This window comes from Sphingobium sp. YBL2 (assembly GCF_000943805.1).
GTDB lineage: Bacteria > Pseudomonadota > Alphaproteobacteria > Sphingomonadales > Sphingomonadaceae > Sphingobium > Sphingobium fuliginis.
Window position 1 is genome coordinate 39415 of sequence record NZ_CP010956.1, and the last position, 26414, is coordinate 65828.

General features: G+C 63.4%; 33 protein-coding genes. 21 read left to right on the forward strand and 12 right to left on the reverse strand.

What is annotated here, in order from left to right; genetic code table 11:
* Positions 1 to 52: 52 nt before the first annotated feature.
* The gene (locus tag TZ53_RS26335) at positions 53 to 622 is read right to left on the reverse strand and encodes a hypothetical protein (RefSeq protein ID WP_013039076.1); all 570 of its coding nucleotides are present in this window, start codon (positions 620 to 622) and stop codon (positions 53 to 55) included.
* Between the two features lie 221 nt (positions 623 to 843).
* Here TZ53_RS26335 and TZ53_RS22555 point away from each other — a divergent pair, with 221 nt between their 5' ends.
* The 21 genes from TZ53_RS22555 to TZ53_RS22650 all read left to right on the forward strand — a co-directional run bounded on the left by TZ53_RS22555 (position 844) and on the right by TZ53_RS22650 (position 19155).
* Complete coding sequence (locus TZ53_RS22555) at positions 844 to 1605, forward strand: helix-turn-helix transcriptional regulator (RefSeq protein WP_013849920.1); 762 nt, start codon at positions 844 to 846, stop codon at positions 1603 to 1605.
* A gap of 82 nt (positions 1606 to 1687) precedes the next feature.
* A complete protein-coding gene (locus TZ53_RS22560) occupies positions 1688 to 2365 on the forward strand; it encodes a LuxR family transcriptional regulator (protein WP_229742691.1) in 678 nt (225 codons plus the stop codon).
* Positions 2366 to 2439: 74 nt separating this feature from the next.
* On the forward strand, positions 2440 to 3051 hold the full coding sequence (locus TZ53_RS22565) for an acyl-homoserine-lactone synthase (RefSeq protein ID WP_007683387.1): 612 nt from the start codon (positions 2440 to 2442) through the stop codon (positions 3049 to 3051).
* An 11-nt stretch (positions 3052 to 3062) separates the two neighbouring features.
* A complete protein-coding gene (locus tag TZ53_RS22570; protein ID WP_013039073.1) occupies positions 3063 to 3995 on the forward strand; it encodes a phytanoyl-CoA dioxygenase family protein in 933 nt (310 codons plus the stop codon).
* A 63-nt stretch (positions 3996 to 4058) separates the two neighbouring features.
* Entirely contained in the window at positions 4059 to 4397 is a 339-nt protein-coding gene (locus TZ53_RS22575; RefSeq protein WP_044663234.1) for a hypothetical protein, read from the forward strand.
* The gene (locus TZ53_RS22580) at positions 4394 to 5059 is read left to right on the forward strand and encodes a lytic transglycosylase domain-containing protein (RefSeq protein ID WP_021224381.1); all 666 of its coding nucleotides are present in this window, start codon (positions 4394 to 4396) and stop codon (positions 5057 to 5059) included. The genes TZ53_RS22575 and TZ53_RS22580 overlap by 4 nt, the downstream gene beginning before the upstream one ends.
* A complete protein-coding gene (locus TZ53_RS22585) occupies positions 5056 to 5394 on the forward strand; it encodes a TrbC/VirB2 family protein (RefSeq protein ID WP_013039070.1) in 339 nt (112 codons plus the stop codon). The genes TZ53_RS22580 and TZ53_RS22585 overlap by 4 nt, the downstream gene beginning before the upstream one ends.
* The gene (locus TZ53_RS22590; RefSeq protein WP_044663235.1) at positions 5391 to 5741 is read left to right on the forward strand and encodes a type IV secretion system protein VirB3; all 351 of its coding nucleotides are present in this window, start codon (positions 5391 to 5393) and stop codon (positions 5739 to 5741) included. Before TZ53_RS22585 ends, TZ53_RS22590 begins: the two co-directional genes overlap by 4 nt.
* A complete protein-coding gene (locus TZ53_RS22595; RefSeq protein ID WP_013039068.1) occupies positions 5728 to 8145 on the forward strand; it encodes a VirB4 family type IV secretion/conjugal transfer ATPase in 2418 nt (805 codons plus the stop codon). The genes TZ53_RS22590 and TZ53_RS22595 overlap by 14 nt, the downstream gene beginning before the upstream one ends.
* Positions 8146 to 8148: 3 nt before the next feature.
* Complete coding sequence (locus TZ53_RS22600) at positions 8149 to 8862, forward strand: type IV secretion system protein (protein WP_007683402.1); 714 nt, start codon at positions 8149 to 8151, stop codon at positions 8860 to 8862.
* Positions 8863 to 8900: 38 nt separating this feature from the next.
* Positions 8901 to 9077: an EexN family lipoprotein gene (locus tag TZ53_RS27990; RefSeq protein ID WP_418361288.1), complete on the forward strand. Its 177-nt coding sequence runs from the start codon at positions 8901 to 8903 to the stop codon at positions 9075 to 9077.
* A 21-nt stretch (positions 9078 to 9098) separates the two neighbouring features.
* Complete coding sequence (locus TZ53_RS22605) at positions 9099 to 10043, forward strand: type IV secretion system protein (protein WP_013039067.1); 945 nt, start codon at positions 9099 to 9101, stop codon at positions 10041 to 10043.
* A 340-nt stretch (positions 10044 to 10383) separates the two neighbouring features.
* Positions 10384 to 11082, forward strand: a complete 699-nt coding sequence (locus TZ53_RS22610) for a virB8 family protein (protein ID WP_013039065.1) — start codon at positions 10384 to 10386, stop codon at positions 11080 to 11082.
* Positions 11079 to 11936, forward strand: a complete 858-nt coding sequence (gene virB9, locus TZ53_RS22615; protein WP_013039064.1) for a P-type conjugative transfer protein VirB9 — start codon at positions 11079 to 11081, stop codon at positions 11934 to 11936. Before TZ53_RS22610 ends, virB9 begins: the two co-directional genes overlap by 4 nt.
* 3 nt (positions 11937 to 11939) lie before the next feature.
* Positions 11940 to 13166 (forward strand): type IV secretion system protein VirB10, encoded by a 1227-nt coding sequence (gene virB10, locus TZ53_RS22620; protein WP_013849913.1) that lies wholly within the window; start codon positions 11940 to 11942, stop codon positions 13164 to 13166.
* A gap of 3 nt (positions 13167 to 13169) precedes the next feature.
* Positions 13170 to 14174: a P-type DNA transfer ATPase VirB11 gene (virB11, locus tag TZ53_RS22625; protein ID WP_013039062.1), complete on the forward strand. Its 1005-nt coding sequence runs from the start codon at positions 13170 to 13172 to the stop codon at positions 14172 to 14174.
* Positions 14158 to 16122, forward strand: a complete 1965-nt coding sequence (locus tag TZ53_RS22630; RefSeq protein WP_021245302.1) for a type IV secretory system conjugative DNA transfer family protein — start codon at positions 14158 to 14160, stop codon at positions 16120 to 16122. The genes virB11 and TZ53_RS22630 overlap by 17 nt, the downstream gene beginning before the upstream one ends.
* A complete protein-coding gene (locus TZ53_RS22635) occupies positions 16112 to 16981 on the forward strand; it encodes an LPD7 domain-containing protein (RefSeq protein ID WP_031291273.1) in 870 nt (289 codons plus the stop codon). The genes TZ53_RS22630 and TZ53_RS22635 overlap by 11 nt, the downstream gene beginning before the upstream one ends.
* Before the next feature lie 97 nt (positions 16982 to 17078).
* Positions 17079 to 17276: a hypothetical protein gene (locus TZ53_RS22640; protein ID WP_021245304.1), complete on the forward strand. Its 198-nt coding sequence runs from the start codon at positions 17079 to 17081 to the stop codon at positions 17274 to 17276.
* Positions 17276 to 18454: a nucleoside triphosphate pyrophosphohydrolase family protein gene (locus TZ53_RS22645; protein WP_021245305.1), complete on the forward strand. Its 1179-nt coding sequence runs from the start codon at positions 17276 to 17278 to the stop codon at positions 18452 to 18454. Before TZ53_RS22640 ends, TZ53_RS22645 begins: the two co-directional genes overlap by 1 nt.
* The gene (locus TZ53_RS22650) at positions 18451 to 19155 is read left to right on the forward strand and encodes a uracil-DNA glycosylase (protein ID WP_013039057.1); all 705 of its coding nucleotides are present in this window, start codon (positions 18451 to 18453) and stop codon (positions 19153 to 19155) included. Before TZ53_RS22645 ends, TZ53_RS22650 begins: the two co-directional genes overlap by 4 nt.
* Here the strand turns inward: TZ53_RS22650 and TZ53_RS22655 are convergent.
* From TZ53_RS22655 to TZ53_RS22700, 11 genes are all read right to left on the reverse strand, one after another.
* Positions 19122 to 19901, reverse strand: coding sequence for a hypothetical protein (locus TZ53_RS22655; RefSeq protein ID WP_013039056.1), 780 nt, complete (start codon positions 19899 to 19901; stop codon positions 19122 to 19124). The two genes, TZ53_RS22650 and TZ53_RS22655, sit on opposite strands and share 34 nt — an antisense overlap.
* Positions 19873 to 20553, reverse strand: coding sequence for a C1 family peptidase (locus TZ53_RS22660; protein WP_013039055.1), 681 nt, complete (start codon positions 20551 to 20553; stop codon positions 19873 to 19875). Before TZ53_RS22660 ends, TZ53_RS22655 begins: the two co-directional genes overlap by 29 nt.
* A 5-nt stretch (positions 20554 to 20558) precedes the next feature.
* Positions 20559 to 21569 (reverse strand): ImmA/IrrE family metallo-endopeptidase, encoded by a 1011-nt coding sequence (locus tag TZ53_RS22665; protein WP_013039054.1) that lies wholly within the window; start codon positions 21567 to 21569, stop codon positions 20559 to 20561.
* A gap of 2 nt (positions 21570 to 21571) precedes the next feature.
* Entirely contained in the window at positions 21572 to 21946 is a 375-nt protein-coding gene (locus tag TZ53_RS22670) for a helix-turn-helix domain-containing protein (protein WP_013039053.1), read from the reverse strand.
* Positions 21943 to 22281, reverse strand: a complete 339-nt coding sequence (locus TZ53_RS22675) for a hypothetical protein (protein ID WP_013039052.1) — start codon at positions 22279 to 22281, stop codon at positions 21943 to 21945. Before TZ53_RS22675 ends, TZ53_RS22670 begins: the two co-directional genes overlap by 4 nt.
* Before the next feature lie 175 nt (positions 22282 to 22456).
* Positions 22457 to 22660 (reverse strand): hypothetical protein, encoded by a 204-nt coding sequence (locus TZ53_RS22680; protein WP_013039051.1) that lies wholly within the window; start codon positions 22658 to 22660, stop codon positions 22457 to 22459.
* 160 nt (positions 22661 to 22820) lie between these two features.
* On the reverse strand, positions 22821 to 23165 hold the full coding sequence (locus TZ53_RS27640) for a nucleotidyl transferase AbiEii/AbiGii toxin family protein (RefSeq protein WP_328514173.1): 345 nt from the start codon (positions 23163 to 23165) through the stop codon (positions 22821 to 22823).
* Positions 23104 to 23871 carry a nucleotidyl transferase AbiEii/AbiGii toxin family protein gene (locus TZ53_RS22685; protein WP_237267768.1) on the reverse strand — a complete coding sequence of 256 codons (768 nt, stop codon included), beginning with the start codon at positions 23869 to 23871 and terminating at the stop codon, positions 23104 to 23106. The genes TZ53_RS27640 and TZ53_RS22685 overlap by 62 nt, the downstream gene beginning before the upstream one ends.
* The gene (locus TZ53_RS22690; RefSeq protein ID WP_021245567.1) at positions 23864 to 24472 is read right to left on the reverse strand and encodes a DUF6088 family protein; all 609 of its coding nucleotides are present in this window, start codon (positions 24470 to 24472) and stop codon (positions 23864 to 23866) included. The genes TZ53_RS22685 and TZ53_RS22690 overlap by 8 nt, the downstream gene beginning before the upstream one ends.
* A gap of 179 nt (positions 24473 to 24651) precedes the next feature.
* Positions 24652 to 25764, reverse strand: coding sequence for a relaxase/mobilization nuclease domain-containing protein (locus TZ53_RS22695; RefSeq protein ID WP_021245566.1), 1113 nt, complete (start codon positions 25762 to 25764; stop codon positions 24652 to 24654).
* Positions 25757 to 26293 (reverse strand): plasmid mobilization protein, encoded by a 537-nt coding sequence (locus TZ53_RS22700; protein ID WP_031291476.1) that lies wholly within the window; start codon positions 26291 to 26293, stop codon positions 25757 to 25759. The genes TZ53_RS22695 and TZ53_RS22700 overlap by 8 nt, the downstream gene beginning before the upstream one ends.
* Positions 26294 to 26414 lie beyond the last annotated feature (121 nt).

The window sequence follows — 26414 nt, forward strand, 5'->3', positions numbered from 1 at the left end:
GTTACCCGACCTCACAGCACACTACTGCAGCAATCCCGGTTCGACTGCGCAATCATCTTGGGAGGGCAAGTTCGCCTTGCACGGGCAGATTCGGTGTGGAGCTGATACCCGGCACTAGACGCAGAGCATCGCCGATCAAGGTATAGACGGCGTGGCGCTGGCCGCCACGGTTCCGATGGTCGACGCGATAGCCCTGATAATGTCGGCGGAGCAGGCCTGCATTCACCAGTTCGGAAACGGCGCGACTGAGATTACTCTTGCCGGCTGTGCGAATGCGTGCCCGCATTTCCTCCGCGATCACGCCGCGCCTTTTCTCCGGATCGCCGGGGAGCAGTCCGTTTCTAGCGAGGTCGCTCTCGACCCGCTCGGCCAGCGTAATGCTGCGCGGACCACGCTGGGCCATCGGGGTCAATGCGTCGCATAGCCAATCGCGCAGGGAAACGAGCCCATCGTTCCGCCTGACCCAGGGACCGGCGCTTCCATCTGGCCCCGCCACCTGGGCGATCAGGTTGAGCAGCATGAAGGCATAACGGGGCCGGCTCGATACGGTCGCCAGCGTCTCGAGCACGGCCGCGACATCACAGCCAATGGAGGGTTCAAGAGGCTTGCCTGCATGAAACATAACATGATGGAATCAAGCACAAAGCAGGATCAATGTGAATCCCAAATCGGCGGCCGCAGACGGGTTGTCAGCTATGACACTTTGCCGGCGGATAAAGTGTCATAGGCGATCCATTCTAATCGTAGATTGTTGCGAATCGTTCTCAACTCATCCTGATAATCATGGCGCTCGCCGCTTAGGTGTGGACGAGCCGTCTCCTCGCGAACGAGCTTCCGTCGCCTATGGCGAACAGGATAAAAGACTGCGGCCGCCTTGATGATCTCACGCGCTTTGCGACGGACTGTCAGCGTGCTGAAACCCTTGGCGATCTGCATGGCACGATCGATGCCGCCGTGCGCGATCTTGGCTTCCGCTGGTTCACGCTGCTTCACAATATCGACCTTCGGCGCGGCGACGAGCAAAGCCTGTTCCTCACAACCTATCCGTCGGCCTGGCTCGAGGAAGTTCTAGAAGAACGCCACTATATCGAAGATCCCATTCATGCGGCCTGCGCACGTACGCCCTCTGGACTGGCCTGGGACCGTGTCGGCGACGTGCTGGAGCTCACGCCGCGCCAGCGAGGCATCCTTGACCGCGCCCGGGATCATGACCTTGCATCGGGCTACAGTTTGCCGATCCGGACTCCGGGCGAGCCCGAGGCGATCTTCACTGCGGCCCGATCACGCGACGAGCCGCTGAGTGCAGAAGAGGTTCTGACCGCCCGTCTGCTCGGCTCGGTCGCTTATGATCGGGCGCGCGAGCTGCTTGGCGAAAGGGCAGGGCCATTGGCCTGCGTCCCTCTCAGCCCTCGCCAGGTCGAATGCATCGCGCTCGTCGCGCAAGGCAAAAGCGACTGGGAGATCGGCCAGATCCTCGGCCTCAGCCGCGACACCGTGCACGAATATGTTGAATCGGCCCGCAGGCGTTATGGCGTGCGACGACGCACGCAGCTGGTGCTGCGCGCGGTTCGCGATGGTCATCTCAACATGGAAGCGCTGCTCTGATCTCGCCGGCCATATGATGATCGGGCTTGGGCAAGTTCAGGATTTCTGCGCTGTCGCTGGCGCGATCAAGGACACTACGGCCTTGTCTGACCTGATGGCCGAAATCACGAAGGCCATGGGCTTTCGGCACTATGCCCTGGTCCATCATGTCGACCTGAAGCCTGCGGTTCGCTCGGTCCACATCGTCGACTATCCGCAAGACTGGGTGGAGCGCTTCCAGGCGAGACGCCTCTATGCGAGCGACCCGATCCACCGCGCCAGCCATCGCACCAATGTGGGCTTTGCCTGGTCGGCGGTTCAGTCGATCATCTCTCTGACGGCCGCCGATCGCTCGATCCTGGCAGAAGCCTACGAGGCCGGGCTGGGCGACGGCTTCACCGTTCCGGCCCATATTCCTGGCGAGCTCAATGGATCCTGTTCCTTCGCGATGGCGGCGGGCGAGATGCTCGACCATCGGCAGCTGCCGTTCGTGCAGCTCGTCGGCAGCTTCGCGTTCGAAGCGGCACGCAAGATTTCCCGGATCCACGCGCCGCAATCCGAATGCCCGAGCCTGACCGAAAGGCAGGCCGAATGCGTGGCGCTGGTCGCGCGGGGCAAGACCGATTGGGAGATCAGCCAGATCCTCGGCATCGGCCAGGAAACGGTGATCCAGCATGTGAAGGATGCGCGCGACCGCTATGGCGTCACCAAGCGCACCCTCCTCGCCATTCGCGCCTTGTTCGAAGGGCAAATCAGCTTTGCCGATGTGTTCGGCCGATGATCTCCCCAGAACTGGGGATAACGCAAAAAAGCCGCCTCTGATCGACTGACAGGCCTCACCAAAAGGAGGCTGTCATGCACATCGGGACCGGCTTTTCGCAAGCCATGGAACACCGCCTGTTTCGCTCCATGTTCGAGGAGCGCAAGCGGGTCTTCGTCGATCTTCTTCGCTGGGACGTTCCGGTCATCGCCGGTCGCTACGAGATCGATCAGTTCGACAATGATCGCGCCGTCTACATCGTTGTTACCGGGGACGACGGGGAACACCGGGCATCCGCACGGCTTCTGCCGACCACGCACGAGCATATTCTCGGCACGATCTTCCCGGATCTTTGCGAGGAAGCGCCGCCGCGCGGCAGTGCTATCCTGGAAATCACCCGCTTTTGCCTTGCGCGAAAATTGCGCGCCCGGGAGCGTCTCGAGCTGCGCAATCAGCTGGTCACCGCGCTCGTCGAATATGCCCTCGCCAACCAGATCCACAGCTTCACCGGGGTCGCCGAGTGGCCGTGGTTCCAGCAGATCCTGGGTTTCGGCTGGACTTGCCGACCATTGGGTCTTCCCACGTCCGAGCAAGGGCGAAGTCTCGTCGCCTTGCAAATCGATGTGGACGACCGAACGCGCGAGCAGCTGCGCGCGAGCGGCATTTTCCGCCCTGTCGGCCTTGCCGATCTTCCCGCCGCAGCATGAGGAGGGCGATCATGGCCACGATCGCACCGCGCGGCGTCTCCGCCGCGACCAAAGCCGACGAAAATCTGCGGCAGCACGGCTTCTGCATCCTGCGGGATGTCGAGTCTCGGTCACGCATCGAGGAGATCAATCGATCCCTCCATCCGCGTTTTGCCGCCACGCCTTTCTGCCAGGGCGGATTCTACGGCCCTCGGACAAAACGCTTCGGTGGCCTGCTGAAGCGCGCGCCGACGGTTGAAAGTCTTGTCCAAAACCCTGCCGTCATGCGCCTCGTCCACGCTATCCTCGAGCCCTGGTGCGACACGGTCCAGCTCAACCTCACGCAAGCGCTCGAGCTGCACCCGGGGGCGCCAGCGCAATTTCCGCACCGGGATCAGGACATGTGGCGCGGTCCGACCGGCGAGCTCGAATATCTCGTCAACGTCATGTGGCCGATTTCGCCGTTCAAGGCCGAAAATGGGGCGACGCTGGTCTGGCCGGGGAGCCACAATGGCGGGCAGGGCGACGACGGCGCGGAGCCGGTCGCCATCGAAGCGGATCCGGGATCGGCGATCATATTCCTGGGATCGACCCTCCATGGCGCCGGCGCGAATCGTTCAAACGCGGTGCGCCGAGGCATCATCGTCAGCTACTGCCTCGGCTGGCTGAAGCCCTATGAGAACCAGTGGCTGACCTATCCGCCCGAGGTGGCCAGCGCATTCGATCCCGAGCTTGCCGCGCTGGTCGGCTACCAGCAGCACCGCCCCAATCTCGGCAATTATGACGGGCAGTGCCCGTCCATCCTGCTCGGCGGCGATCCGCCAGACCATCTCGCCGCAATCGATGCTCTCCGGCCCGACCAGGAAGGCGCTCTGTCCGAATTCCTGCGGCAGCAAACCGATCAACTCCCCCCCCGGCTAGGGGGATTGCCGAAATCGAGCGCGGTCGGAACAAAAGAGAGGTGAAATCCAACGGATAGCTGACGGCATTTCCCGACGCGGGAGCTGTCTCTCGCGGGGGAAGACCCGATGCAACGTGCAATATTCGGCATGGCGATACTCGCCCTCGCCACAGCCCTTCCAAGCGCACCGGCAGCGGCGAATGACCTGGGCTGCCAGGTTCTCCTGTGTCTTTCCAATCCCGGTGGCGCGACCCAATACGCGCAATGCGTGTCGCCGATGACCAAGCTATGGCAACGCTTGGCCACCGGCGGCGCCTTTCCCGGCTGTAGCGGCGGCGTCGCCCGCACGAAGGTCTATGATCGCGATTCCACAACTCGCCGCCGGGTGGTCATCACGTTCAACGACGGCCGCAGCCAGACCTTCTCGCTGGCCGGCATCGAGCGTTTGGACGGCGGCCGCCGATGATCCTCGATGTCGCCACCCTTCTTTCGCTTGCAGGAGCTTGCGCACCGACGGTGGCGCCTGAGACGCTCATTTCGATCGTCCACACGGAGAGCCGGTTCAACAGTCTCGCAATCGGGGTCAATAGTCCCGGCGTGCGCGCGCCAAAGCCCGCGACCAAGGCGCAGGCAATCGCTGCGGCGCGCAGCCTGATTGGTCGAGGCTACAACATCGATCTCGGCCTGGGGCAGATCAACAGCGCCAATCTCGGCTGGCTGGGGCTTTCGGTGGAAAATGCATTCGAGCCCTGCTCCAACCTAGCCGCCGCCGCGCGTGTCCTAGCGACCAACTACCAGGCGGTCGCGCGCCTTGCCCCGAGCCGCGATCACGCGATCGCGACCGCCCTGTCGCTGTACAATACCGGCGACCGGCAGCGCGGCTTTCGCAACGGCTATGTCGCCAGGGTCTATGCCAGCGCGTCGGCCGTCATTCCGTTGATCCGGAGTACGGCGCCGGCAACCAGAAACTCGGTCGTTGCCCCAGCGGCTCCGGCCTTCGCTCCGCCACCCGATACCCCTGTTTCGCCCCCGGCCGCAGCCGGGTGGAAAACAGCGGCGAGGGCGAGCCAGGCCTCGCTCATGGTGTTCGGCGACGGGGCCGCATCTCAGAAAGGACAGCATCCATGACAGCAATCACCGCCCACCTGGGCGGACGGCCACAATGGGCGCGACTTCTGCTGCGCATCATCGGCGTGATGGCATTGGCGCTGCTTGTCTCGATACTGCTGAGCGATCCTGCGCACGCGCAAGGTGCCGACGGCATCACGTCCATGGCGGAGAACATCAAGACCTGGCTCACCGGGACCTTCGCCAAGACCATCGCGGTGATCGCGGTCGTGATCGTCGGGTTCATGTTTTTCACCGGGCGCGCCAGCCTCGGCCTTCTGGTGACGGTCATTGTTGGCATCTTCATCGTCTTCAGCGCGCAGTGGATCGTCGACACCATCACGGGTGGCGCGTGAAGGAGAGCGCCGCGCTGGACGAGCGGCTGCGCGAGGAGACGTTGTTTCTCGCGGTCACGCGCCCGACGATGTGGCTCGGCGTGCCGCTCGAAGCCTCGTTGCCGATCGCGCTTGCCGCCTGTCTCACTTTGATCGTCAGCGGCAACCCGCTCTATGCCGGCGCCATCGGAGGCGCCTGTCTTGCTGTTGCACGGCTCATCGTGCGGCATGATGCCAACGCCTTCCGGCTGCTGTCCCTCTGGACCATGACCAAGGCGCGCAACCGGAACCGCGTCTGGTGGGGCGGCAGTTCCTATTCGCCGCTCCCGGTCGCCGGGCTGAAACGCAAGGGCTTTGCGCGTGGCTAGCGCGGCTGCCCAGCTCCCGCCGCGCAAGACGCCGTGGCGCATATTGCGGCAAGAGGCCGAGCCTGGGCGCTATCTGCCCTATGCGCGCCACGTGACGTCGGAGGTGATCGCGCTCGATAGCGGCGACCTCATGATGATGTTCCGCCTCGAGGGGCTCGCCTTCGAAACCGCGGATCCGATCCACCTCAACGACTGGCATGAGAAGCTCAACGGCACCTGGCGCAACATTGCCGACGACCGGCTCGCGCTCTGGACCCACATCGTTCGCCGCCCGGTCGATGACTATCCCGAAGGCCAATTCCGCTCGGACTTCGCGGCCGAACTGGACGAAAAATATCGCGCGCGGGTGACTGCCAAGCGCATGTTCGTCAACGAGCACTATCTGACGCTGATCATGCGGCCGGCGGTCGGCTCGGCCGATCGGACGGGGCTTCTCCTCAAGCGCATCGCCAAGGCCAGGGCGGCCGATGAAGAAATCGACCCTGACGAACTGGCCCGCTTCGAGGAGAAGGCGCGCGATATCGAAAAGCTCCTCCGGCGGTGCAGCCCCGCACGGCTCGGCCTCTATGAGCAAAATGGCCTCCTATTCTCCAGGCCGCTCGAAGTGCTCGAGCAAGTCATGATGGGCGCCAAGGCCAAGGTGCCGCTGGTCCGAGGCCATCTTGGATCCGCACTCTACGGCGAGCGGGTGATCTTCGGACGCGAGACGGTCGAGATCCGCGCCCATGATGCGAGCCGCTGGCTGGGGATTTTCGGCATCCGGGAATATCCTGCGCTCACCCGTCCCGGTCAGATGAACGCTCTGCTCGGCCAGGATTTCGCGTTCGTCGTGTCGCAATCCTTCACCTTCATGGGGAAGGCGCGCGCGGCCGAAAGGCTGCGCCGGCGACAGAACCAGATGGCCTCGACCGAGGACGCGGCAGCAAGCCAGGCGCTCGACCTTGAAGACGCCGCCGACGATCTTCAAAGCAATCGGTTCGTGCTGGGCGAACATCACTTCTCGCTTGGGGTGTTTGCCGAGAGCCAGAGGCGGCTCGCCGATAATCTGTCGGCCGCGCGGGCGGCGCTCGCGGACGCTGGTCTGGTGTCGGCGAGGGAAGGTCCGGCGCTCGAAGCAGCCTTCTGGGCTCAGCTTCCCGGTAACTTCGCGTGGCGGGCGCGGCCGGCGGCAATCACATCGCGGAATTTCGCCGCATTGGCACCCTTCCATACCTATCCCGCGGGCCGGCCGAGCGGAAATCATTGGGGTCCGGCGATCGCGCTGATGAAGACGGCCGCGCAATCGCCCTACTATTTCAACTTCCATGTCGGGGATCTCGGCCACACGCTCATTATCGGTCCCTCGGGCGCGGGCAAAACGGTCGTTCAGAACTTCCTGATGGCGCAGCTCGAGAAGACGGGCGCGCAGCAGATCTTCATCGACAAGGATCGCGGCGCCGAGATCTACGTGCGGTCTGTTGGCGGGATCTATCTGACGCTGAAGAACGGGGAGCCAACCGGCTTCGCGCCGCTGCGGGCGCTCGAATATGGACCGCGCAACCTCGTCTTTCTCGGTCGTCTGATCCGGCAGCTGGTGACGCCGCCGGGCGGCCCGCTGGGCGTCACCCAGGAGCGTATGATCGACGAAGGCTTGGCGTCGCTCGGGCGGCTCGCACCGGAGAACCGATCCATTCTGGCCCTGCGCCAGCTGCTCGGCCAGCGCGACCCGGAAGGCATCGGCGCTCGACTTGAGAAATGGTCGCGGGGCGGATCGCTGGGTTGGGTGTTCGACAACGAGATCGATGCTTTGTCGCTCGATGCGCCGTTCCTCGGCTTCGACATGACCGACTTCCTCGACAATCCGGAAGTTCGCACGCCGATCATGATGTACATGTTCCATCGCATCGACGGCCTTCTGGATGGCCGCCGACTGGTGATCGACATCGATGAGTTCTGGAAGGCGCTGGGTGATGACGCTTTCCGCGCCTTTGCCCAGGATGGCCTGAAGACCTACCGCAAGCAGAACGCCTTCTTGGTTTTCGGCACGCAGAGCCCGGCCGATGCGCTGCGCTCGGATATCTCACACAGTATCATGGAGCAGGTCGCGACCAAGATCCTGCTGCCCAACCCCTATGGGCGTGAAACGGATTATATCGACGGGCTGGGCCTGACCCAGGCGGAATTCAAGCTCGTCCGTCACGACCTGAACCCCGAGTCTCGCCGCTTCCTCATCAAGCAGGGTCATGACTCGATCGTGGTGGAACTGGACCTGGGCGGCCTCTCCGACGAGCTCGCGGTGCTCTCGGGCACCACGGAAACCGTGACGCTCCTCGATGCCATTCGCGCTGATGTCGGCGACGACCCGGCGAAATGGCTGCCTCTTTTTCACCAGCAGCGTCGGTCTGCATCGATCAGGAAAGGATGAGCTATGGGTAAGGGCATATACGCAGCACTTGGCGCCATCGCCCTAGGAATGGCGGGGCCTGCAGTTGCGCAAGGCATCCCCGTCTACGACAGCTCCGGTTATCTGCAGGCGCTGGCCACGGTGAAAAACACCCTGTCGATGATCGATCAGGGGAAGGAGCAGATCGCAGAAGCGAAGCAGCTCTATGGCAGCTTCAACCAGGTCACCGACGTCAACGGCATCGCATCATCTCTTTCCACCGATGCCATGCGCCATCTTCTGCCGCGGGAGGCCCGTGACATCAGTCGGCTGATGTCGTCGGACAATGCCAGCCTGGGTTCGCTCGGGAGCTCCGCGACCCGTATCCGGGACGCCAACCGCATCGCTTTGCCGGAATTGCGGCCAGGTGCGTCGGCGTATGAGCGCGCGTCCCGCGATAACCTCTTGCGGAACGGCGACCTCGCAGCGCGCGACGCCGCGATCGCGGAGGCGGCCTATGGCGTGTCGGCCCAGCGTACCGCCGGCCTCGAAGAGCTGAGAACCTCGCTGGATACCGCTTCGGACGCCAAGCAGGTCATGGATATCCAGGCGAGGGTAGGGGTCGAGAATGCCCATATCCAGAACGACGCCTTGCAATTGCAGGCGCTGCGAATGCGGCAAGAAGCAGACGTCCAGTTGCGATCACAGCGCGAAAGCGAAGCGATACTGGCGACGAAGCTAGAAAGCTTGTCGCAATGACCGCGAGAGCTTTGCTGCTTGGGTTTGCCGCAGCGGGAATGCTCGCAGGATGCGAGCGGGCACCGCGCGGGAAGGACTATCTAACCTCTCACCCGGAAGAGCTCAGAGGACTCGTCAAGGCCTGTGCCGACGGATCACATCCCAACGAACAGGAGTGTTCCAACGCTGAAAGCCTCCGGATCCTCGACAACAAGATGCGGTCGCTTTCGAAATAATCCAGCGCCCTGGAGCCTCGCATGGCCACGGACATGTTCAATTCACTTTACGCGAACGTTGATGGGAAGCTTGATCTTTTCCTCAACGAGCGTCTCCAAAACGTCGTAGAGGTTGTCCGTGGTCCGCTCGCTGTCGGGCTGGTTATCTACATCGCCCTGTTCGGCTACATGGTGATGCGGGGCATCATCAGCGAACCATGGGGTGAGCTATTCTATCGGATGGTGAAGCTCTGCCTGCTGTATGTTGCTGCGACGACGGTCGCCTATTCCGATTGGATCACGACGCCGCTCTTCCACGGAATGCCCGATGCGATCTCCCAAGCTCTCGCCGGTAAGACGATCGACACAGTAGGAGAGGCATTCGACGACTATTACACTCAAAGTGATGCTATAGTTGCGCGGATAGAGACTGAAGCCGCAACCTACAGCGACATTAACCCATATAAACTGGTCCTCTATGCGCTGAGCCTGGGGCTGAAGGCATTAGTTGGGCTCTCGGCAGCGGTTGGATTCGCTATCACCATATTTGCCAAAGTTGCGTTGGCGATCATTATCGCGCTTGGCCCCATCTTCATCGCCCTAGCTCTTTTCGAGCCAACGAGGCGTTTTTTCCACGGCTGGCTGGGCCAAGTATTCAACTATATCGTTCTCCTTGCTGTAATCATAGCCATCACGACCCTAATCACAGACCTCGGAGCGGCTGCAACAGCAGCATCTGAAGGCGTCGTGGATACGGCTTTCGGTGCTGTCCTGTTTGCAGCGTACATATTTTTGGGGACGATCTTCTTCTTCCAGGCTCCGGCCATCGCGACGGGAATAGCCGGGGGCGCGGCTGCCGGCGTGGGTGCCTTCGCCGGAACGGCTTGGGGGACGATGGCATCTCCCTTCCGACAGCGTCGCGTCATGCGCAACAGTCGCAACTTGGAGCGCGCCGCTCGTCGCGGCGGCACCATCGAATCGGCGTAGTGAGGCATCATCATGACTTTCCTTTTTCCGCGAATTTCCGCCTCGAGCTTCCGCCGCAGCGTCGCTTGCCTAGTCGGTGGCTTAGCTGTGCTCGGCGTCGCGGGCTGTGCTTCCGGACCCAAGAAGCTCGCGGTTTGCAATGGTCATCGCCTGCGAGACGTGAACATCTACGGAAGCGTCCTGCCTGGCTCGCCAGTGCCTGCCACCACGGCACCAAGAGTTGCGCCGCCCATACCGCCCCTGTCCCATCCTCGAGACGGCGATCCGCCCCCGCCGCCCGCCGTGCCGTCGCCGTCTACCTCGGACGACAAGGTCTCGTTCGCACCAAGGGGATCGCATTATGCGAGCTGCTGATGACCGCTCGGAGGCCGTGCCGGCATCGGGGCTGCAGCGCTATTTCCGGGACGCACGAAGCTGGGATCAGGACAGGATCCGGAACGCGCTGCGCTCGACCCGCATCGCTTGGAGCATCGCGGCCATCGCCTCACTCCTGGCCGCGGCCTCGATCTTCGCAGTTGCGGCTCTGACACCTCTCAAGACTGTCGTGCCCTATGTTATTCGCGTCAACCAGACCACCGGCGCGGTGGATGTCCAGACCGCGCTCACCCAGCGGCCGATGCGCTACGATGAGGCGGTCACCAAATACTTCCTCGCCCAGTATGTGAGAACCCGCGAAAGCTGGATCCCGGCAGCGGCCGAAGAAAATTTTCGGTTCGTGACGATCCTCTCGCAACCGACTGAACAGCAGCGCTGGGCGCGCTTCTACAGCAGCAACAATGGCGCAAGTCCCCAAAATGTCTGGGGCAAGAATGCCGTCGTGCAAGCGCGCGTGCGCAACATCGCCTTCATCAACGATCGCGTCGCCAATGTGCGGTTCACGCGGACGGTCCAGACCGAGACCGACGTTCAGAACAGCGATTGGATCGCCACGATCACGTTCGCCTACGCCAACGCGCCCATGGCGGAAGGCGATCGCTACCGGAACCCGCTGGGATTCCAGGTCGAAAACTATCGTGCCGATCCGGAGGTGATCCGATGAGGGCACTCTCCGCCGCCATCATTTGCGCGCTGGTGCCTGTAACGGCGGCGCACGCGGTCGAAGTTCCGCGAGGTGGTCCGTCCGACCCGCGCGTCAAGTTCGTCGAATATGAAGAGACCGAGGTCTATCGGATCGTCGGCACGTTCCGGACCGCAACGCAGATTGTCCTGAGCGACGATGAGACGATCCAGCACGTCGCGCTGGGCGACACCGTATCTTGGGAGGTCGCCGTCGCCGGGCACATCCTGTTCCTCAAGCCGCGTGAGCGTGCCGGACCGACCAATCTCATCGTCACCACGTCGCGCGGAGGCGAATTGCGCAGCTATGCGTTCGAGTTGACCGCTCGCAGCGGTCCGATCACGGGCCGCAACGGCCAAGCCTATTTTCAGGTGCGGTTCCGATATCCCAGGGACGACGCCGACCGCGCCGCGCGTCTCAGGGCCGCGCAGATTGCCATGCAGGCCGCTGCCCTAGAGGGCCGCGCCGTTCGCGGCGCTCTCGATCATGCGGTCGTCGAAGGGCCTCGCAACATGAACTACAAGGTGCAGGGCTCCAGCGAGCTTCAGCCGTCGGAGGTCTCCGATAACGGGCAGTTCACGGTGTTGCGTTTCCCCGCGAACCGCGAGGTGCCGGCGATATATCTGGTGCGACCGGACGGATCTGAGACGCTGGTCCCCTTCGACGTCCGCGACGAATTCGTCGTCGTCCATTTGGTGGCGCGTCAGCTGCGCCTTCGGCGAGGCGGCGAGGTGCTGTGCATCTATAATCAGGCGCCAGAACCCTATGGGGTCGATCATGGGACGAACACCGGGTCGCCCCATGTCGAGCGCACCATCACACATCCGCAGGAATGAGCCATGGCCGAAGATCCATCCTCCGTTTCGCGCCTTCTGCCGAGCGCCGATCTCACGCCGGAGAAAGACGAGATCCTGCACGAGCGCGGTATCGAGCCGATCGGGGGGATGACGCCTTCCAAGCGCAATACCGCCCTCATCTTTGCCGGCACGGCGATGGTACTGGGCATCCTGTGGGTTAATTCCGGGACGAGCCAACAGGGCTCCAATCGTGACCTCACTGCACCGGGCGGGGCGGCCCAAGAGCGGCGCGATATCGTGGCGCGGGAAACCGTCGATTACGCGGCGGTCGCTCCGCAGCCGAGACCGCTGGGCGCAGGCGGGAGCGATCCCAACGCACCTGTGCTCAATCCCGCAGCAGGGGTTCCTGGCCCCGACGGTCAGATCGTCCCTGCCATGCAGCCCGGTGCGGCGCCAGGACCGACAGGAGGGACGGGCGCCCGGCCCAACCTCGCCGACCGGGCGCGACGGTCGACACTCATCGCCTATGGCGGGCGCGATCTCGGTGGGGAGACCTCGCAAGGTCCGGCGGCGGCCTCGGGCGCGCAACCGACCGAAAATTCAGGAACGCCAGGGAGCGCTGAGGGCGGGGCGCCCAATGCGCTGGATCTTCTGCGGCAAAGTTCGGCCGTAGGCGAAGCGCGAGCCTCGATGCTCCCCAATCGCAATTTTCTGATCACTGCGGGGACATTGATTCCCTGCACCCTTCAGACGGCCATCAATTCCGCGCAGCCTGGATACACGTCCTGCATGATCCCGCGCGATGTCTACTCCGAGAATGGCCGGGTCGTGCTCATGGAAAAGGGCACGCGCGTGCTCGGCGAGTATCGCGGAGGTATCCAACAGGGTCAGAACCGCCTCTTTGTGCTTTGGACCCGGGCGGTGACGCCACAAGGCGTCCGCATCGACCTTGCCTCGCCTGGGTCAGACGCGCTCGGCCGCGCCGGGCTTGCTGGGGCGGTCGACAGCTTCTTTTGGGCACGGTTCGGCGGCGCGCTCCTGCTCTCGCTCGTCGATGACGCCGCCTATATTGCCGGGCAGGCCGCATCGAGCGGCAACGGCAATTTCAACAATGTCACGCGTGCGCCGAGCGAAGGGGCCGCGATCGCGCTCCAGAACAACATCAATATCCGGCCGGTGCTGAAAAAGAACCAGGGCGAGGAGGTCGGTATCTTCGTCGCCAAGGACTTCAACTTCGCCGATGTCTACAATCTAGAGCTGCGGCGGTAAGCCATGCGCGACACCGCCGTCCTTCGTCACTACCTCGAACCGCTTCTTCCGTTGCTGGAGCCAGATGATGTGACCGAGCTCGTCATCAACCGTCCGGGCGAGGCGGGAATCGAGGACCGGCAGGGGTGGCGATGGCATGAGCTGTCCGAACTCGACAGCGAGTGGCTTGGAACGCTCGCCGTCGCCGCGGCAAGCTTCACGCACCAGGACATCGATGGGCAGACCCCGATCTGTTCGACCGTCCTCCCAGGCGGCGAGCGCTGCCAGATCGTAATCCCGTCGGTGACGCCGAGCGGCTGCCCGTCCTTTACGATACGCAAGCCCTCGACCGTAACCCTGCCGATCGACCAGCTCGCACGCGCTGGCCTCTTTGACACGACGCGCGCGAGCGCCCGGGGCCTTACCGAAACCGACGCCGAGTTGGTGGCACTTCGCGATGCGGGCGACTGGCCGGCCTTCTTCAAGGTCGCGGTCGCCGCGCGCAAGAATATCCTGGTCAGCGGTGCAACCGGGTCCGGCAAGACGACCTTGGCGAAAGCGCTCATCCAGCTCATCCCGCCCGACGAGCGACTGCTTACGATCGAGGACACACGCGAACTCATCGTGCCCCATCGCAATGTCGTTCATATGGTCTATTCGAGCGAGGGGCAGGGCCTTGCAAAGGTCGGTCCCAAGCAACTTCTCGAGAGCGCGCTGCGCATGCGCCCGGATCGGATCCTGCTGCAGGAGCTGCGCGACGGCACCGCGTTCTTCTACCTGCGCAATGTCAATTCGGGGCACCCTGGGTCGATCACCACGGTGCATGCCGGCTCTGCGGCGGGTGCCTTCGAGCAGCTGACGCTACTGGTCAAGGAATCCGAGGGCGGCCGAGATCTCGCGCGCGATGATATCCGCGGACTTTTGCGAATGCTCATCGATGTGGTCGTCCAGACCCGGCGCCATGGCGGCCGCTTCGAGGTCGAAGAGGTCTACTTCCACCCGAAGGTGGGCGATGCCGGTGCAGCGTAGCTTCTGGATGATCGGCCTGTCCGTTGCCGGCGGCACCTTATTGTGCTGCGCCATCGCCGTGCTGGTTGCCCTCTTTGGGCTGGGCCAGATCGGCTCTCACACCGACCTCACGGCCTTGCCCGCATGGCTGTGGTACTATCGGGCGGACCCACTGCTTATTCTTTGGCTAAAGCGCGGGGCGCTGGCGGGCGCAGTTGTGGTCGGGCTCCTCGCGATTGGAATTCTGCGCCGCGGGCCGGCATTGCACGGCACCGCCCGGTTTGCGCGCGAAGGCGAGATCCGGCGGGAGGGCCTTCGCGCCGCGTCCGGCATCGTTGTCGGCCGCAAGGCTGGACGTTTCCTGATATTCGGCGGGAGCGAGCATGTTCTGCTCGAGGCACCCACACGAGCGGGCAAGGGCGTGGGCGTCGTCATTCCCAATCTGCTGACCTGGCCAGATTCGGTGGTCGTGCTCGACGTGAAACGGGAGAACTGGGGCGCAAGCGCGGGGTATCGTGCACGGGCCGGCCAGGCCGTGCATCTGTTCGATCCGCTCGACGCGGAGGGGCGGACGGCGCGGTACAACCCCCTGGCGCACATCAGACGGACTGATGACATAGAGGTCGTCAACGAGCTGCAGAAGATCGCGGGCATGCTTTTCCCCGCGCCCGAGCGATCCGATCCCTTCTGGGCGGAGGCCGCGCGAGCGGCCTTTGTCGGCGTCGGCGCCCTGGTCGCATCCAACCCGGGCCTGCCCTTCACCATCGGCGAGATATACCGCCGCCTCACGAGCGGGGATCCCAAGAGCGACCTTCCCGCAACGCTTCAGGAAGCCCGCAGGGTGGGCCAGCGCCTCAGCCAAGCGTGCGTGTCCGCGATCCAGGATTTCACCTCGGCCTCGGACAACACCTTTTCCGGGATCAAGCAGACCATCACCGCGCGGCTCAATCTCTGGCTCAACCCCATGGTGGATGCCGCCACCTCGGAAAGCGACTTCGACCTGCGCGAGGTACGGCGTCGGCGCATGTCGATTTACCTTGGCGTGTCGCCCGACAATATCGACCGCATCGCGCCGATCTACAGCCTGTTCCTGCAGCAACTCGTGGATCTCAACACCCGCGATCTTCCTGAGGGCGCGACCAATGTCCCGGTCCTGGTCCTGCTCGACGAGTTCGCCAGGCTCGGCAAAGCCTCGGTGATTGCGAGCGGCTTTTCCTATGTCGCCGGCTATGGCCTACGTCTGGTCCCGGTCATTCAGAGCCGATCCCAGCTTCGCGCAATCTATGGTCCCGATGTCACCGACGAGATCATCGCCAATTGCGGGCTCGAGGTTGTCTTCACGCCCAAGGAGCTAAAGGTCGCGAACGAACTTTCCGAACGGCTCGGCTTTTTCACGATGAGCGTGAAATCCCGCAGCCGCACCATCCACGGGCTGCTGGCGAACCGAAGCATCTCGGAATCCGACCAGCGCCGCGCACTCTTGCTGCCGCAGGAGCTGATGCAGCTACCCAAGAGCGAGCTCCTGCTCCTCCGCGCCGGCATCCCGCCCATTCGAGGTCGCAAGATTGCCTATTACCGGATGCCGCGCTTCACGCGGCGAGTGATCGCTCCGCCCGTGCTGCCCGCCCGTCCCATCGCGGCAATGCTTTCTTCCCCCACTCCGGCTTTAGAGCAGCACGGTGCTGGCACGCCTGGGCTGAGTGGCACCCGCCGGCAACCGGCGACGAGCTCGGGGAACGCCATACCGGAGGAAATTGCGATGCGGGAAATGACCGAGGCCGAGCTTTCAGGCGCGGCAGAGATCACGGACGACATGCTGGTTCTGGGTGACCTGGCCGAACTGCCGCCGCCGGGCGACGAGGCTGCCGCAATCGCCTTCGTGACGGCGATGGTCGAGCGGGCAGTTTTACCACCGACCGGATCGGCATCCACGTCCCTCATGCAGGAAAGGGCAGCCCATGTCCGCTGAGAAACCCGAGAGTTCGCGGGGCGCTAGGAAGCGCAGCAATGCCATTTCAATCGGTGAGGCATCGCCATCGGGCCGTTCCGAAAAACACGGCCCTGATGCTCCCGAACCCCTGGGAAAGAAGGAAAAGGGGCAGCGGCCGCCCCGATCGGTCTCGACCGGCGACATGCCGGAGACGCTGCAAAAACGCTACTTCTCATCGACCAGCAAATGGTCAGGCGAGCCTGCCTACTTTACGACGGCTCAGGCCAAGGAGCCTGCATTTCGGGACCAAGGGAGGCGCCTTGTCACTTCGAGTGACAGTGAGGAGGTCGTGCGTGATCTCGTCGCGATCGCCCGGCATCGTGGGTGGACGAATGTTCACCTTACTGGCAGCGAGGCCTTTCGCCGGGCAGCATGGCTGGAGGCCAACCGCCAAGGGCTCGACGTGCGAGGATATCGGCCGAACGAGCGCGATCTGCAGGAGCTGGATCGCCTCAAGCTTGGCAATGACCGCAACAGCATCGCGCCGGCGGCCGTTCCGTCAGTCACCCGGGAGTCCGGCCGAGATCAGTCCCAAGCTCACGAGCGCTCGGCTCGATCCCGAGCTGCGGCGTCCGTGGGCAGAAACGAGCGAGCCGCGCAAAGTCAGTTGCGGGTGATCGAAGCGGTAGTGCGAACCGCACTGTTCGACAATCCCGAAGCGATCTCGCGCGTGATGAAGGTCGCGACCACCACACTGCAAAACCACGTTGACCGAGGTGATCAAATTCGTCCTGCCCTGCTCAGGGAAGGGCGCAACAGGAAGGGTCTGGACGTTGCGCCCAACCGAAACGAATCCTCGAGAGTCCATCCACCTGTGCAGCGATCTCGCAGCCGGTAGCGCAGTTTGCCCCGTTTACGGCTGTCGGAGGACCAATCATTCACCGATTGATAAATTTCTGTTTCATATTTTCATGAAACTCTGATTTATTGTTTTCATGAAACAAGTTGAGGCTCGCAGCGATGCCGATGACGAGCATCTTCAAATCCAGGTCCCAGGGGTGACCAAGCGCGATCTTGGTCAGCGAGCGCTCGACGCTCGCGAACCCATCCGCATGATCGTGCTGCGCGCGCTCGAGGCCTACGGCGTAAATGTGCCGCCTGAGGCAATCTCCGACCGTCGGAAGCGCAACTAATGTCAGGCGAGTTCGAGGCGCTGACGATCGACGACTACGCCAAGCAGGCTGCCCGGACGGACCAGCGTAGCGGGAAGAGCGCTCTGGGTTTCTCGATGCTCGGATTGTTCGGCGAAGCGGGCAGTCTTCTGAGCGAGGCGAAGAAGAAACAACGCGATGCTGCCTCTTACCTCGGATATGCCGATGCCGTTGCCGAGGAGCTCGGCGACGTTCTTTGGTATTTGGCGGCCGTCGCGCGCCGCAGCGCACTGGCGCTAAGCGACATCGCGGCAAATGCCGCGAGGGGCGACGACGAGTGGCGGGCTGGAAACAACGGTGCCTTGAGCTTCCATGCGCTCCAGCCAGCCCACATTCCGCTAGCCAAGGCGCCCATGCCGCAGTTCGAGCACACGCTGCTCGCGCTCGCCGGCGAGGTCGGCGTCCTCGTCAATAGCTTCCAGTTGGGGACGTTGACGCGAGACAAGGCGATGCTCGCTCGCCAACTCGTGGCGGTCATGCGCAGGCTAATCCAGGCCGCCAACGATTCCGGGGTCACGATCGAGGCGGCCGCCGTCAAAAACCTACATAAGATCTTTGACCGCTGGCCCCGCGAGAAAGTTTATCCGGCTCCGTTCGATGCCATGATGGACCCCGAAGAGCATCTCCCACGGCGGATGACGATCGACGTCTATGAGCGCAAGGTTCGCGGACAGACCTTCGTCTATCAACGATCGAGTGGCGTCTACGTCGGTGATCGGCTCACCGACAATGCGGTTGAACCCGACGATTATCGCTTCCACGACGTCTTTCACTATGCGCATGTCGCGGTCCTGGGCTGGTCGCCCGTCATCCGCGCATTGCTGCGCTTGAAGCGCAAGAGCGACCCGAAGCTCGATGATGCGGAGGATGGTGCGCGGGCGATCCTGATCGAGGAAGGCGTCACCTCGTGGATTTTCGGCCAGGCCCAGCAGCTTCGCTACTTCGACAAGGTAAAATCAGGCGGGCTGCCGCTGGACATGCTCAAGCATGTCCGCCAGTTCGTCGTCGGTTACGAATCCGAACGCTGTCCGCTGTGGCTCTGGGAGGAAGCGATCCTCCAGGGCTACGCGGCCTTCCGCTTCCTCCAGAAACACCGGCGCGGTCGCGTCACGATCGACTTCGCCCATCGTCGCCTGCTTATCAAGGAACTGCCGTCATGACCCCCAAGCATTTCGTTTCTACTCTGGCGGCAACCGAACTTCCTTCCGTTTTCAATCCCTGGCGCGATCGCTGCGCCGTTCATGACCGGCGCGACGCGGCGGCCAAGCGGCGCGATAATCTGGAACGGTTGCTGATCGCTGCCTTGGATGCAAAGGTCGAGACCATCTGGATTGCCCGCGACCTCGGTTATCGCGGTGGCCGGCGCACGGGCGTTCCCCTCACCGATGAGGTCCATCTCGACCGGGCGGGTGCGTTGATGGGCGGCATCGCCCTTCAACGTGCGACGCAAGGCCCGGCGGTCGCCGAGCGGACGGCGGCGATCGTCTGGCGCGTGCTCGAACAGATCGGACAGCCGGTCATGCTCTGGAACGTCTTCCCGTTCCATCCGCATGAAGCGGGCGATCCCTTGTCGAACCGTTGTCATACCCGCGGAGAACGCGAGGCGACCTGGCCTTTGCTTCAAGCGCTGATTGCCATGCTCAACCCCCGGCGCATCGTTGCGATCGGGCGCGATGCTCACCTAGCCCTTGGCGATGTCGGTATACCGACGACGGCCGTCCGCCATCCGAGCTATGGCGGGCAGCGCGACTTCATCGAAGGCATGTTCGCGATGTACGGGATCGACGGTGGCGCTCTCGAAACGCCGCGTCTGCCGTTGGAGGCGCCTTATGCTGCCGCGAGGAGTTGCGCACTCGCCTGATCGCAGCGCGCAAAAAGCTGCTGGAGATCGCCGCGATTCCATTTGCCGGTGTCGATTTCGGCGTGGGTAGAGACGATTGTCATTGGTCCGAGACCGACCCCTCCCTCTTTGGCAATGAACGATTGCAACCTGCCCAGCCCAATCAGATTGCCCAGTAGCTTTTCGATGTAGAAATGGTTGCGGTAGAATGCCGTCATGGCGATCCGGCGTTGATCGCCTTTGCCGATCAGCTTGAGGCTCGCGAAGCTCAGACACTGCCCGCCGTAAGGCGAATCGTTCACGTCGCGGGCAGGGTCGAAAACGCTCAGTTCAAACTTGTTGAGCGCGCGCACCTTTGGATTGCGCAGGCGCTCGACGATCCCCCAAATCTGGTTGATCGGCGGCCCGTCAAGTTGGGGTAACTGCATCATTCGCTCGAAATAGTAGCCTGACCAGGCTTCCTTCAACCTGACCTTTGGAAGCACATTGTCCCGGAACCGATCGAAGAAGAGCGGCGCGCCGTGGCGGTGGTAGAGCGCTGCCGGAAAGATGGTGTTGGCGACCGTCTCGATCGGCTTTTTGCCCCGCCCGGCAAGGAAGGCATCGACCTCGGCGACCACGGGATCTGCAAGCGTCGCGCGCGCCGAGGGATCGGCGACGTCGATGATGACGTTGTAGGCTTGGTGGCCGGGGGCGCCATCGACGACGCGCACCGCCTCGCGCCACGCGGAAACGCAGTCAGGCTGCGAGGGTACTGGAAGATACATCGACTGCCTCCATCAAATTCGCGGTGGCGAAGAGCCGCGGCGCCAGGAACCGTTCCGTCAGCCAGGCATGTCCGTCCATGCCCCATCCCGCACCCCAGCTATTGCGAACGAGAATTGCAGTGGCACCATCGACTTGGCCGTGCCCAACCGCGATTACGGCATGACGCTGGCTCGGTTCAGGCTGTTCGTCATTGGCGGGATCGACGATGCCATCGTCCGTCGGCATGAAGAACGAGCGCGACAGCATCGTCAGGATCACGACCGGCCGGCCTTGGTCGAGCAAGGCGATGATCGAGGCGAGGTTCGCTCCGCCCGGCTGGCCGTCTCGCCCATAGCGTTCACCCACGGCGGACGGCGGCTTCCACGAGCCATGGTCTTCGGGGACGGCCTGGAGGTAGGGCCAGCCCTGTTCTTCGGGTTGGCCGTCGCTGCGCAGCGCATCGAGCATCGCCGACAGCAGCGCGCCCTGCGCCGGCGATCGGCCCGCACGCCGCTGCGCTTGGTAAAAGGCGAATTCGCAGGAAAGCGGTGCCCAACCGTCGCGTAGGCCGGCATGGGCATCGCTTGCCGCAAAGGCCATGCAGGTGGGCCGCGCGCCTTGATCGCGCGCAGCACCAAACAAGGGCCGAAGATCGGTCGTGATCTGGATCATAGGAGCTAGGCGGCCTCGAGCAGATGCCGCCGCTCGGCGCGCGAGAGACCTTCAGGTTCGGGGCCGGTCAGGTCGAAGTCGAACGTCAGATGGGCCAACGCTGGCACCGGCTGCCATGGCCGCCGTTCCTCGATCGACATCCGACCCCGCTGCGCCGCCTCGATGGCGGCTGTCACTCTCCGAACGACCGGCCCGCCAATCGCGTCCGCATCGACCGCTTCGCGGTCGTCGCGAACAATGGCGAAGCCGCTCGCGATAAGCTGGTCGAAATCCCACAGATACCCGCCGCCGCTATGTTCCTTGAGCCGGAGCACAAACAGGTCGTTGCGGCTGCCATCGATTCTCGTGCCAGCGTCGCGTTCGGTCAGAAGCCAGACATCGCCGCGATAATTGGCCGGGCGATAATCCTTGAGAAGATCGATCTTCAGCGCGCGCGGCTGCGTCCGCAACAGATCGGTCATGGTCGATTGCGAGATCAGATTGTAGCGCAGCAGCGTCCGGCATGTCGCTTCGTAGCTGGCGCCCAAGCGAAGCGAGAGCTGATAAACCACGTTGGCGCGGCGAAAATCATCGACCTGCCAATCCTGGCGGGCGCTGTGCGACAGGATCAGCCATTTCGGCATCATGAAGGCAATCGCAAAGGCGTCCGCCTCGGTTTCCTGGAACAGCCCTCCGGGCTCCGGCGATGTTGGCATCCGCCGCAAGATGCTTTCGTCATCAAGGCTGGGTTGATGCTGCATCGAGAAATGCCCCAGCTCGTGGGCCGCCGTGAAGCGCTGAATGCTCATCGGCCGCTCGGTCGTAACGAGGACGCCGTGCGCAGGATCGCTCAAATAGGCGCCGAGCAGCCCTTTGAGCGGCCGGAGCAACAACGGCAGGTCGACGGCGTGGATCGCGCCGAACACATCGACGTTGCCACCTTGCTGTTCGATCACTTCGCGCGTGCTCAGCTGCCGATGCAGCCGCCCAGCGGCCATGGCCCCGGCTCGAACCGCGCTCGCGTAGTCGAGCGCCATGGTCAGCCTTGTCCTCCGCCCGACCGTGCGCGCAGATAATCGGCGAAGCGGCCAAGCTCTTCGCGGTCCTGAGCGGACAGATCGGCAACGCGCCGCGCCAGATGCGCGACATCCGCCGGCAAGCTGGCCGAGGTTTCGTCCTCACCAGTGAAATAGCCGACCGATTGACGATAGAGACGCGCGAGGCGGGTTAACTCGATCGCTTCGACACGGCGCTGCCCGTTCTCGATGTCGGTAAGCCCCGTGCGCGGGATCTTGAGATAGGCCGCGACCTCTTCCTGCTTGAGGCCAAGATATTTCCGGGCCTCGCGCAGCCGTTCGCCTAAGCGCCGCCGCTCCTCCTCGTCGTCCTCGTGACGCAATGCGAGATTGGTCATGGCTTCGATCCTTTCTTGCGAATCCATACGCGCTCGATCTTGGGAACGAGATGTTCGAGCGCGGCTTCGATCGAACTGTAGCCACCTGTGCGGACGATACTTTCGCGCAGCTCGAAGCCGACAACCGGTTCAAGCGCGCACAGCGTATCGACGACCGACAGCGAATCCATCGGAATAGGCGCCTTGATGATCTCGGGATTATCGGGGGGAAGCGGAATGCCGCGTACCTGCGCCTCCGCTTTCGCCACTTCGATGAGCTCGGCCACGAGCGCCGCGATGACGTCGCTCTTGGGGAATGCTACCGTAACCGGCTTGGTAGGTGCAATTGTCGCCATCTACGCCTCGCACGATTTGCCTACATGAGTTGTATATAGTGTCGGATATTCCGACATGCAAGACAATATCTTTGATCGGAGGCCGCCACGGCTCGATCGATATCGTGGGTCTTTTTCTCCATGTTGGGCAGACCGGACTCTCAAAAGAGGGCGATCTCCCTCGTGCGTTAGCCCATCACACGGGTGGATTGATGTCAGCCCAATGGGTGACTTCTTCTAGGATATGCATGCTTTCGGGATCCTCCCAGCCTTCGCGGTCGCTATCCCATCGCCCGATCACAGGGAGGTCAACCTCCCAGAGCAGCAAGCGACGGCCATCTTTCCGGTCTTCCGGCAATGTCGCGATCGGCTCCCAAGGGATGTGCTTGGCGGTGATCATGCAAGTTCCCTCGCTCGCTTCCATTCGTGCCGCATTTAGCTCATCTCTGTGCAGGCACGAAACTCAGCTGGTTGTGGATTTAACATAATATATATTATCAGTCTTTTATTGTTTTATTTCAAATACTTAGTTGGATAGCTCTTTCGCAACCCCCCGGGCATTAGCGCCCGTTAATCGCCGCCTCTATCGCCGCCAGCCCTTTCATCAGCGCATCGAATTTCGGCGGCGCGGCCATGAACATGTCCGCCATCGCGCTATAGTCCCGATCAAGCTTCTCCAGAACGGCTCCGTCAGGCGAAAGGCGCAGTGTTCCAAGCACCGCCGTGTCGTAGGATGCTGACTTGTCCGCGAACATCAGGCTCTTGTTGTGGACGACCTGCTCGAGCAACTCGATCCGCGCCAGCGCTTCGGCCGTGACGCCGGCCTGGTCAAGCATCAGCACGTCATAATAATGGCGCGACATGCCCTCGCGCAGCTTGCCGTTGTGATGGATCGCAGGAAGGATCGTGACCTTTTCCCAGAAGGTCCCGCGCGACGGCGAGCGCTGGCACTTCGGTCACCGCATCAGGCAGCTCCTCGCGAAAGTCCTCGGCCAGATAGGGTGATATGGGTCGGAGCTCGAACGGTTCGGTGTCGCCGCGGGCGCCAAATTCGAGCTTGATGCGCTGCTTGATGTATCCGCTTTCGTCCGCACCGCCGTAATTCTCGCCATAGGTGAGCCCGTAGCCCGAAGTGCGCGGGTAGACGAAGAGCAGCGTCTGTTCGTCCTCGTCGTCGGGATCAAGGACGAGGCTCCAGCCCTCGCTGGTGCCGAGAGCGGCTTCGATTTCGCGCGCCAGGAGCGGCATTGCGACGGTCGCGACATAGGCCTGCGCCGCCGTCTTGAGCGCCCTGGTCCGGCGCTCGCGCTCCTTGCCGGTAATGTCGTCGTCCATCGGCGACGCGACGTCCATGAGCAGCGGCGCCGAGCGGCTAATGGTGAGGTCGATGTCTTCGGAGAAGCGCTCGATGATCCCATAGGCCTTCGACAGCGACGTCCCGCCCTTGAAGGTCATATGACCGGCAAGGTCGGGGCACATGATCAGGCGGCGCAGCGTCCAGCAGACCCAGAAATCCTTCTCGATGATGATGGGCGTGAAATCCCGCCGCGCGGCGGCTTCATCGATATAGGCCCGGCGATCCTCGGCCGGGCGGCGCGCGAACTCATCCATTGCGGGCGGCGCCGATCTTTAAGACGACGTCGCCCATCCACCCGGGCATCTCGGCCCGGGCCTGGGCGAGCATCCGCATGTCGCGATCATCGAGACGGGCGGCGAAGTGCCGGATCTTGTCGCTGTCGATGTTGTCCTTCCCCAGATGCGCGAGCGCCTGCACGACCGCGTTGACCGAGTCAGGCGCATTGTCGAGCACCGGTGCACGGCTGTGCTTGAGCGTCAGGCTGCGCCCGCCCGCTTGCCTGACCCGGGTCCGCCCGGTGGTGGCATAGCTGGCCCGGGCGGGAACCTGGGTCGATAGCCCGAGCCTGTTCGCCGCCGCCGCGCCCGACGGCGCGAGCTTGTCCCCGCTCTGCGTCGAGAGGGCCTTGGCGACATTGGCGGGATCGGGACTGAGCGCCCCGAGCTTGTCATGCTGGCGCGGATAGTCATAAAGGCCCCGGCCGATGCGGCGGATGTCGCCGGCGCTCGCGAGACGCGACAGCGCCATGTCGACCGACCCGCGCGTGCCGAAGTCGACGAAGTTCTTGGGCGTGAACACCCAGCCGCGGCCCTTGCCGCGCACACGCTTCATGATCCGATCGGCTACCGCAGACATTGGTCGATGCTCCTCCTTGTTAGATAATAGCACGCTTTTTTCTAACAAGCTATGAGCTAGATTTTACGTATAACATCCCTGTTTTCCGGGAGATTCTTTCGCACTCATAGATAGGACTGCTCCCTTGTAGGTAAGTCCGGAAAGCCGCGCCCGAGTCGGCGAAGCTAGCGTGGCCGACATCATCGCTCGCGGTCCCGGCCTTGCGGCGGCCGCTCGTCCGTCCCCGCAGCACCATCCTGCGGCGGGTGTGTCCGATCCTGCGGCGGCCGCTCCGATTGCAGGATCTCCCGAGCACGCGCGAGCCGCCGCGATACTGCCGGCGGCATGGCCCCCAGGAATCCGGCAACCTCTTGCGCCAAGGCCCGGTCTTCCTCTTTCCCCGTAGCAGCGAGCGCGACGGCGGCCTCGGCATAGGCGCCGCGGATCTGCTTCTGGCGGGAAAGCGCCATCACATCTTCCGGTCGGCGCTCCTGGTCGGCCGCGCGCGCGAAGCTTTGCGCCCGCAGCTCGTTCAGCTGCTCGAGATTGAGCCTGCGCCGCTCGGTTCCGAGCCGGGCATCGAGATGGAGCGCGGGCGAGCGGACCCGCTTCTGGACATGACCACGTGCGCGCCGGGGCGTCGCTTCCGCCGCGACACCGCGCGCGCGCAGTTCGTGCGCAAAGGTCTCACGCATATGATGGAGGTCTGCCTTGCGCGGATTGAAGCGTGTTCCGTCCGCCCCTTCCGTCGCCACCGTCAGATGGACGTGGGGATGATCGGTGTCGGTATGGAGCGCCAGCATATAGGCATGGTTCCCCTCGAACAGGATCCGCGCGAACGCCTGCGCCGCATCATGGAGCGTCTCGGCGTCGGTCGATCCCCCGGGCATCGAGAGCACCAGCGACATGGACGTCGGCCGCTCCCGGCCATGTTCGTTCATGGCCTCGTCGAGCATCGCCCAGTCCTGAGCGATCGCCTTGAGCCGATCCGGCTCGGTGATAATCTCGCCCTCGCTCGATCGGACGGCGAGCTTCCCGTGGCGCGCCACATAGCCGAAATGCTCGGCGACATGTTGAGCGCCATATTGCTTGCCGGAGACCTTCACCATCACCTCGGGCGCCTTGCGCACGATCCGCTCGAGCTTGGCGCGCGCCTCGGCCTGGCCCATCGACATCGGCCGGGCGGCCCCGCTCCCGCTTCCGCCCGGTTTGATCCGAACATACGCGCCGCGCAGGGTCCGCTTGCCGCCGACCGGCGGCCGCCAGGCTTCCATCAGGCTGGGAAGCGGCAGAACCCCCTCCTCCTCACGCATCGGCCGTGTCCCAGTAGCGCAGGTCGCCCTTGAGCGCGGCTCCGAGACCGGCAAGCGCCTCGACAATCTCGGACCGGAAGCTTGCGACCCTGGCCGCTTCCCGCGCGACGTCGAGGCCGGATTCGACCATCACCGAGGCGTTGAGCGCGCGGGTTGCCTGGTTGAGGTTGATCCCGATCCGATTAAGCTCGCGCCACGCTTGCGCGACCGCCGCTCGCTCTTCGCGGGGCAAGGGTGCGTTTGCGCGCAAGTGCCGCGCCAGCAACGTGGTGATCCAGTCGGTACGCTTCATCCCCAGCGCATCCGCCGCGCGATCGAGCGCGGCGATTTCTTCCGGGATCAGCCGAACCTCGACCCGGCAGGTTGCGCGCTGGCGGGCGCGCGGCGCCTGATGCTCCTCCCCCGCCTCCATGGCCAAGGCGTCACCGATCAAGCGGCGCAGCAGCGCCGAGCGGCCGCCCGATACCGCCGCGAGCGCGGCGAAGCGCTGGGCGACATCATCGTCGAGCCGAAAGGTGAAGACGGGCATGTGGCCAACGCTATTGTCATACATCCCCGGCGCCAAGCCTATCCGGCTCTCACCTTTACTCAACTCATCTTATAGTCTGCTTGGGCAGACTATCACTCTTCGGTCAGTGAACCCCTCTCGA

Excerpts from the sequence above, each read along its gene's own strand:
- TZ53_RS26335 (WP_013039076.1), bottom strand. The coding sequence starts at position 622 with ATGTTTCATGCAGGCAAGCCTCTTGAACCCTCCATTGGCTGTGATGTC.
- TZ53_RS22555 (WP_013849920.1), top strand. The coding sequence starts at position 844 with ATGGCGAACAGGATAAAAGACTGCGGCCGCCTTGATGATCTCACGCGC.
- TZ53_RS22565 (WP_007683387.1), top strand. The coding sequence starts at position 2,440 with ATGCACATCGGGACCGGCTTTTCGCAAGCCATGGAACACCGCCTGTTT.
- TZ53_RS22570 (WP_013039073.1), top strand. The coding sequence starts at position 3,063 with ATGGCCACGATCGCACCGCGCGGCGTCTCCGCCGCGACCAAAGCCGAC.
- TZ53_RS22575 (WP_044663234.1), top strand. The coding sequence starts at position 4,059 with ATGCAACGTGCAATATTCGGCATGGCGATACTCGCCCTCGCCACAGCC.
- TZ53_RS22580 (WP_021224381.1), top strand. The coding sequence starts at position 4,394 with ATGATCCTCGATGTCGCCACCCTTCTTTCGCTTGCAGGAGCTTGCGCA.
- TZ53_RS22585 (WP_013039070.1), top strand. The coding sequence starts at position 5,056 with ATGACAGCAATCACCGCCCACCTGGGCGGACGGCCACAATGGGCGCGA.
- TZ53_RS22600 (WP_007683402.1), top strand. The coding sequence starts at position 8,149 with ATGGGTAAGGGCATATACGCAGCACTTGGCGCCATCGCCCTAGGAATG.
- TZ53_RS27990 (WP_418361288.1), top strand. The coding sequence starts at position 8,901 with ATGCTCGCAGGATGCGAGCGGGCACCGCGCGGGAAGGACTATCTAACC.
- TZ53_RS22605 (WP_013039067.1), top strand. The coding sequence starts at position 9,099 with ATGGCCACGGACATGTTCAATTCACTTTACGCGAACGTTGATGGGAAG.
- TZ53_RS22610 (WP_013039065.1), top strand. The coding sequence starts at position 10,384 with ATGCGAGCTGCTGATGACCGCTCGGAGGCCGTGCCGGCATCGGGGCTG.
- virB9 (WP_013039064.1), top strand. The coding sequence starts at position 11,079 with ATGAGGGCACTCTCCGCCGCCATCATTTGCGCGCTGGTGCCTGTAACG.
- virB10 (WP_013849913.1), top strand. The coding sequence starts at position 11,940 with ATGGCCGAAGATCCATCCTCCGTTTCGCGCCTTCTGCCGAGCGCCGAT.
- virB11 (WP_013039062.1), top strand. The coding sequence starts at position 13,170 with ATGCGCGACACCGCCGTCCTTCGTCACTACCTCGAACCGCTTCTTCCG.
- TZ53_RS22630 (WP_021245302.1), top strand. The coding sequence starts at position 14,158 with ATGCCGGTGCAGCGTAGCTTCTGGATGATCGGCCTGTCCGTTGCCGGC.
- TZ53_RS22635 (WP_031291273.1), top strand. The coding sequence starts at position 16,112 with ATGTCCGCTGAGAAACCCGAGAGTTCGCGGGGCGCTAGGAAGCGCAGC.
- TZ53_RS22640 (WP_021245304.1), top strand. The coding sequence starts at position 17,079 with ATGAAACAAGTTGAGGCTCGCAGCGATGCCGATGACGAGCATCTTCAA.
- TZ53_RS22645 (WP_021245305.1), top strand. The coding sequence starts at position 17,276 with ATGTCAGGCGAGTTCGAGGCGCTGACGATCGACGACTACGCCAAGCAG.
- TZ53_RS22650 (WP_013039057.1), top strand. The coding sequence starts at position 18,451 with ATGACCCCCAAGCATTTCGTTTCTACTCTGGCGGCAACCGAACTTCCT.
- TZ53_RS22655 (WP_013039056.1), bottom strand. The coding sequence starts at position 19,901 with ATGTATCTTCCAGTACCCTCGCAGCCTGACTGCGTTTCCGCGTGGCGC.
- TZ53_RS22660 (WP_013039055.1), bottom strand. The coding sequence starts at position 20,553 with ATGATCCAGATCACGACCGATCTTCGGCCCTTGTTTGGTGCTGCGCGC.
- TZ53_RS22665 (WP_013039054.1), bottom strand. The coding sequence starts at position 21,569 with ATGGCGCTCGACTACGCGAGCGCGGTTCGAGCCGGGGCCATGGCCGCT.
- TZ53_RS22670 (WP_013039053.1), bottom strand. The coding sequence starts at position 21,946 with ATGACCAATCTCGCATTGCGTCACGAGGACGACGAGGAGGAGCGGCGG.
- TZ53_RS22675 (WP_013039052.1), bottom strand. The coding sequence starts at position 22,281 with ATGGCGACAATTGCACCTACCAAGCCGGTTACGGTAGCATTCCCCAAG.
- TZ53_RS22680 (WP_013039051.1), bottom strand. The coding sequence starts at position 22,660 with ATGATCACCGCCAAGCACATCCCTTGGGAGCCGATCGCGACATTGCCG.
- TZ53_RS22685 (WP_237267768.1), bottom strand. The coding sequence starts at position 23,871 with ATGGATGAGTTCGCGCGCCGCCCGGCCGAGGATCGCCGGGCCTATATC.
- TZ53_RS22690 (WP_021245567.1), bottom strand. The coding sequence starts at position 24,472 with ATGTCTGCGGTAGCCGATCGGATCATGAAGCGTGTGCGCGGCAAGGGC.
- TZ53_RS22695 (WP_021245566.1), bottom strand. The coding sequence starts at position 25,764 with ATGCGTGAGGAGGAGGGGGTTCTGCCGCTTCCCAGCCTGATGGAAGCC.
- TZ53_RS22700 (WP_031291476.1), bottom strand. The coding sequence starts at position 26,293 with ATGCCCGTCTTCACCTTTCGGCTCGACGATGATGTCGCCCAGCGCTTC.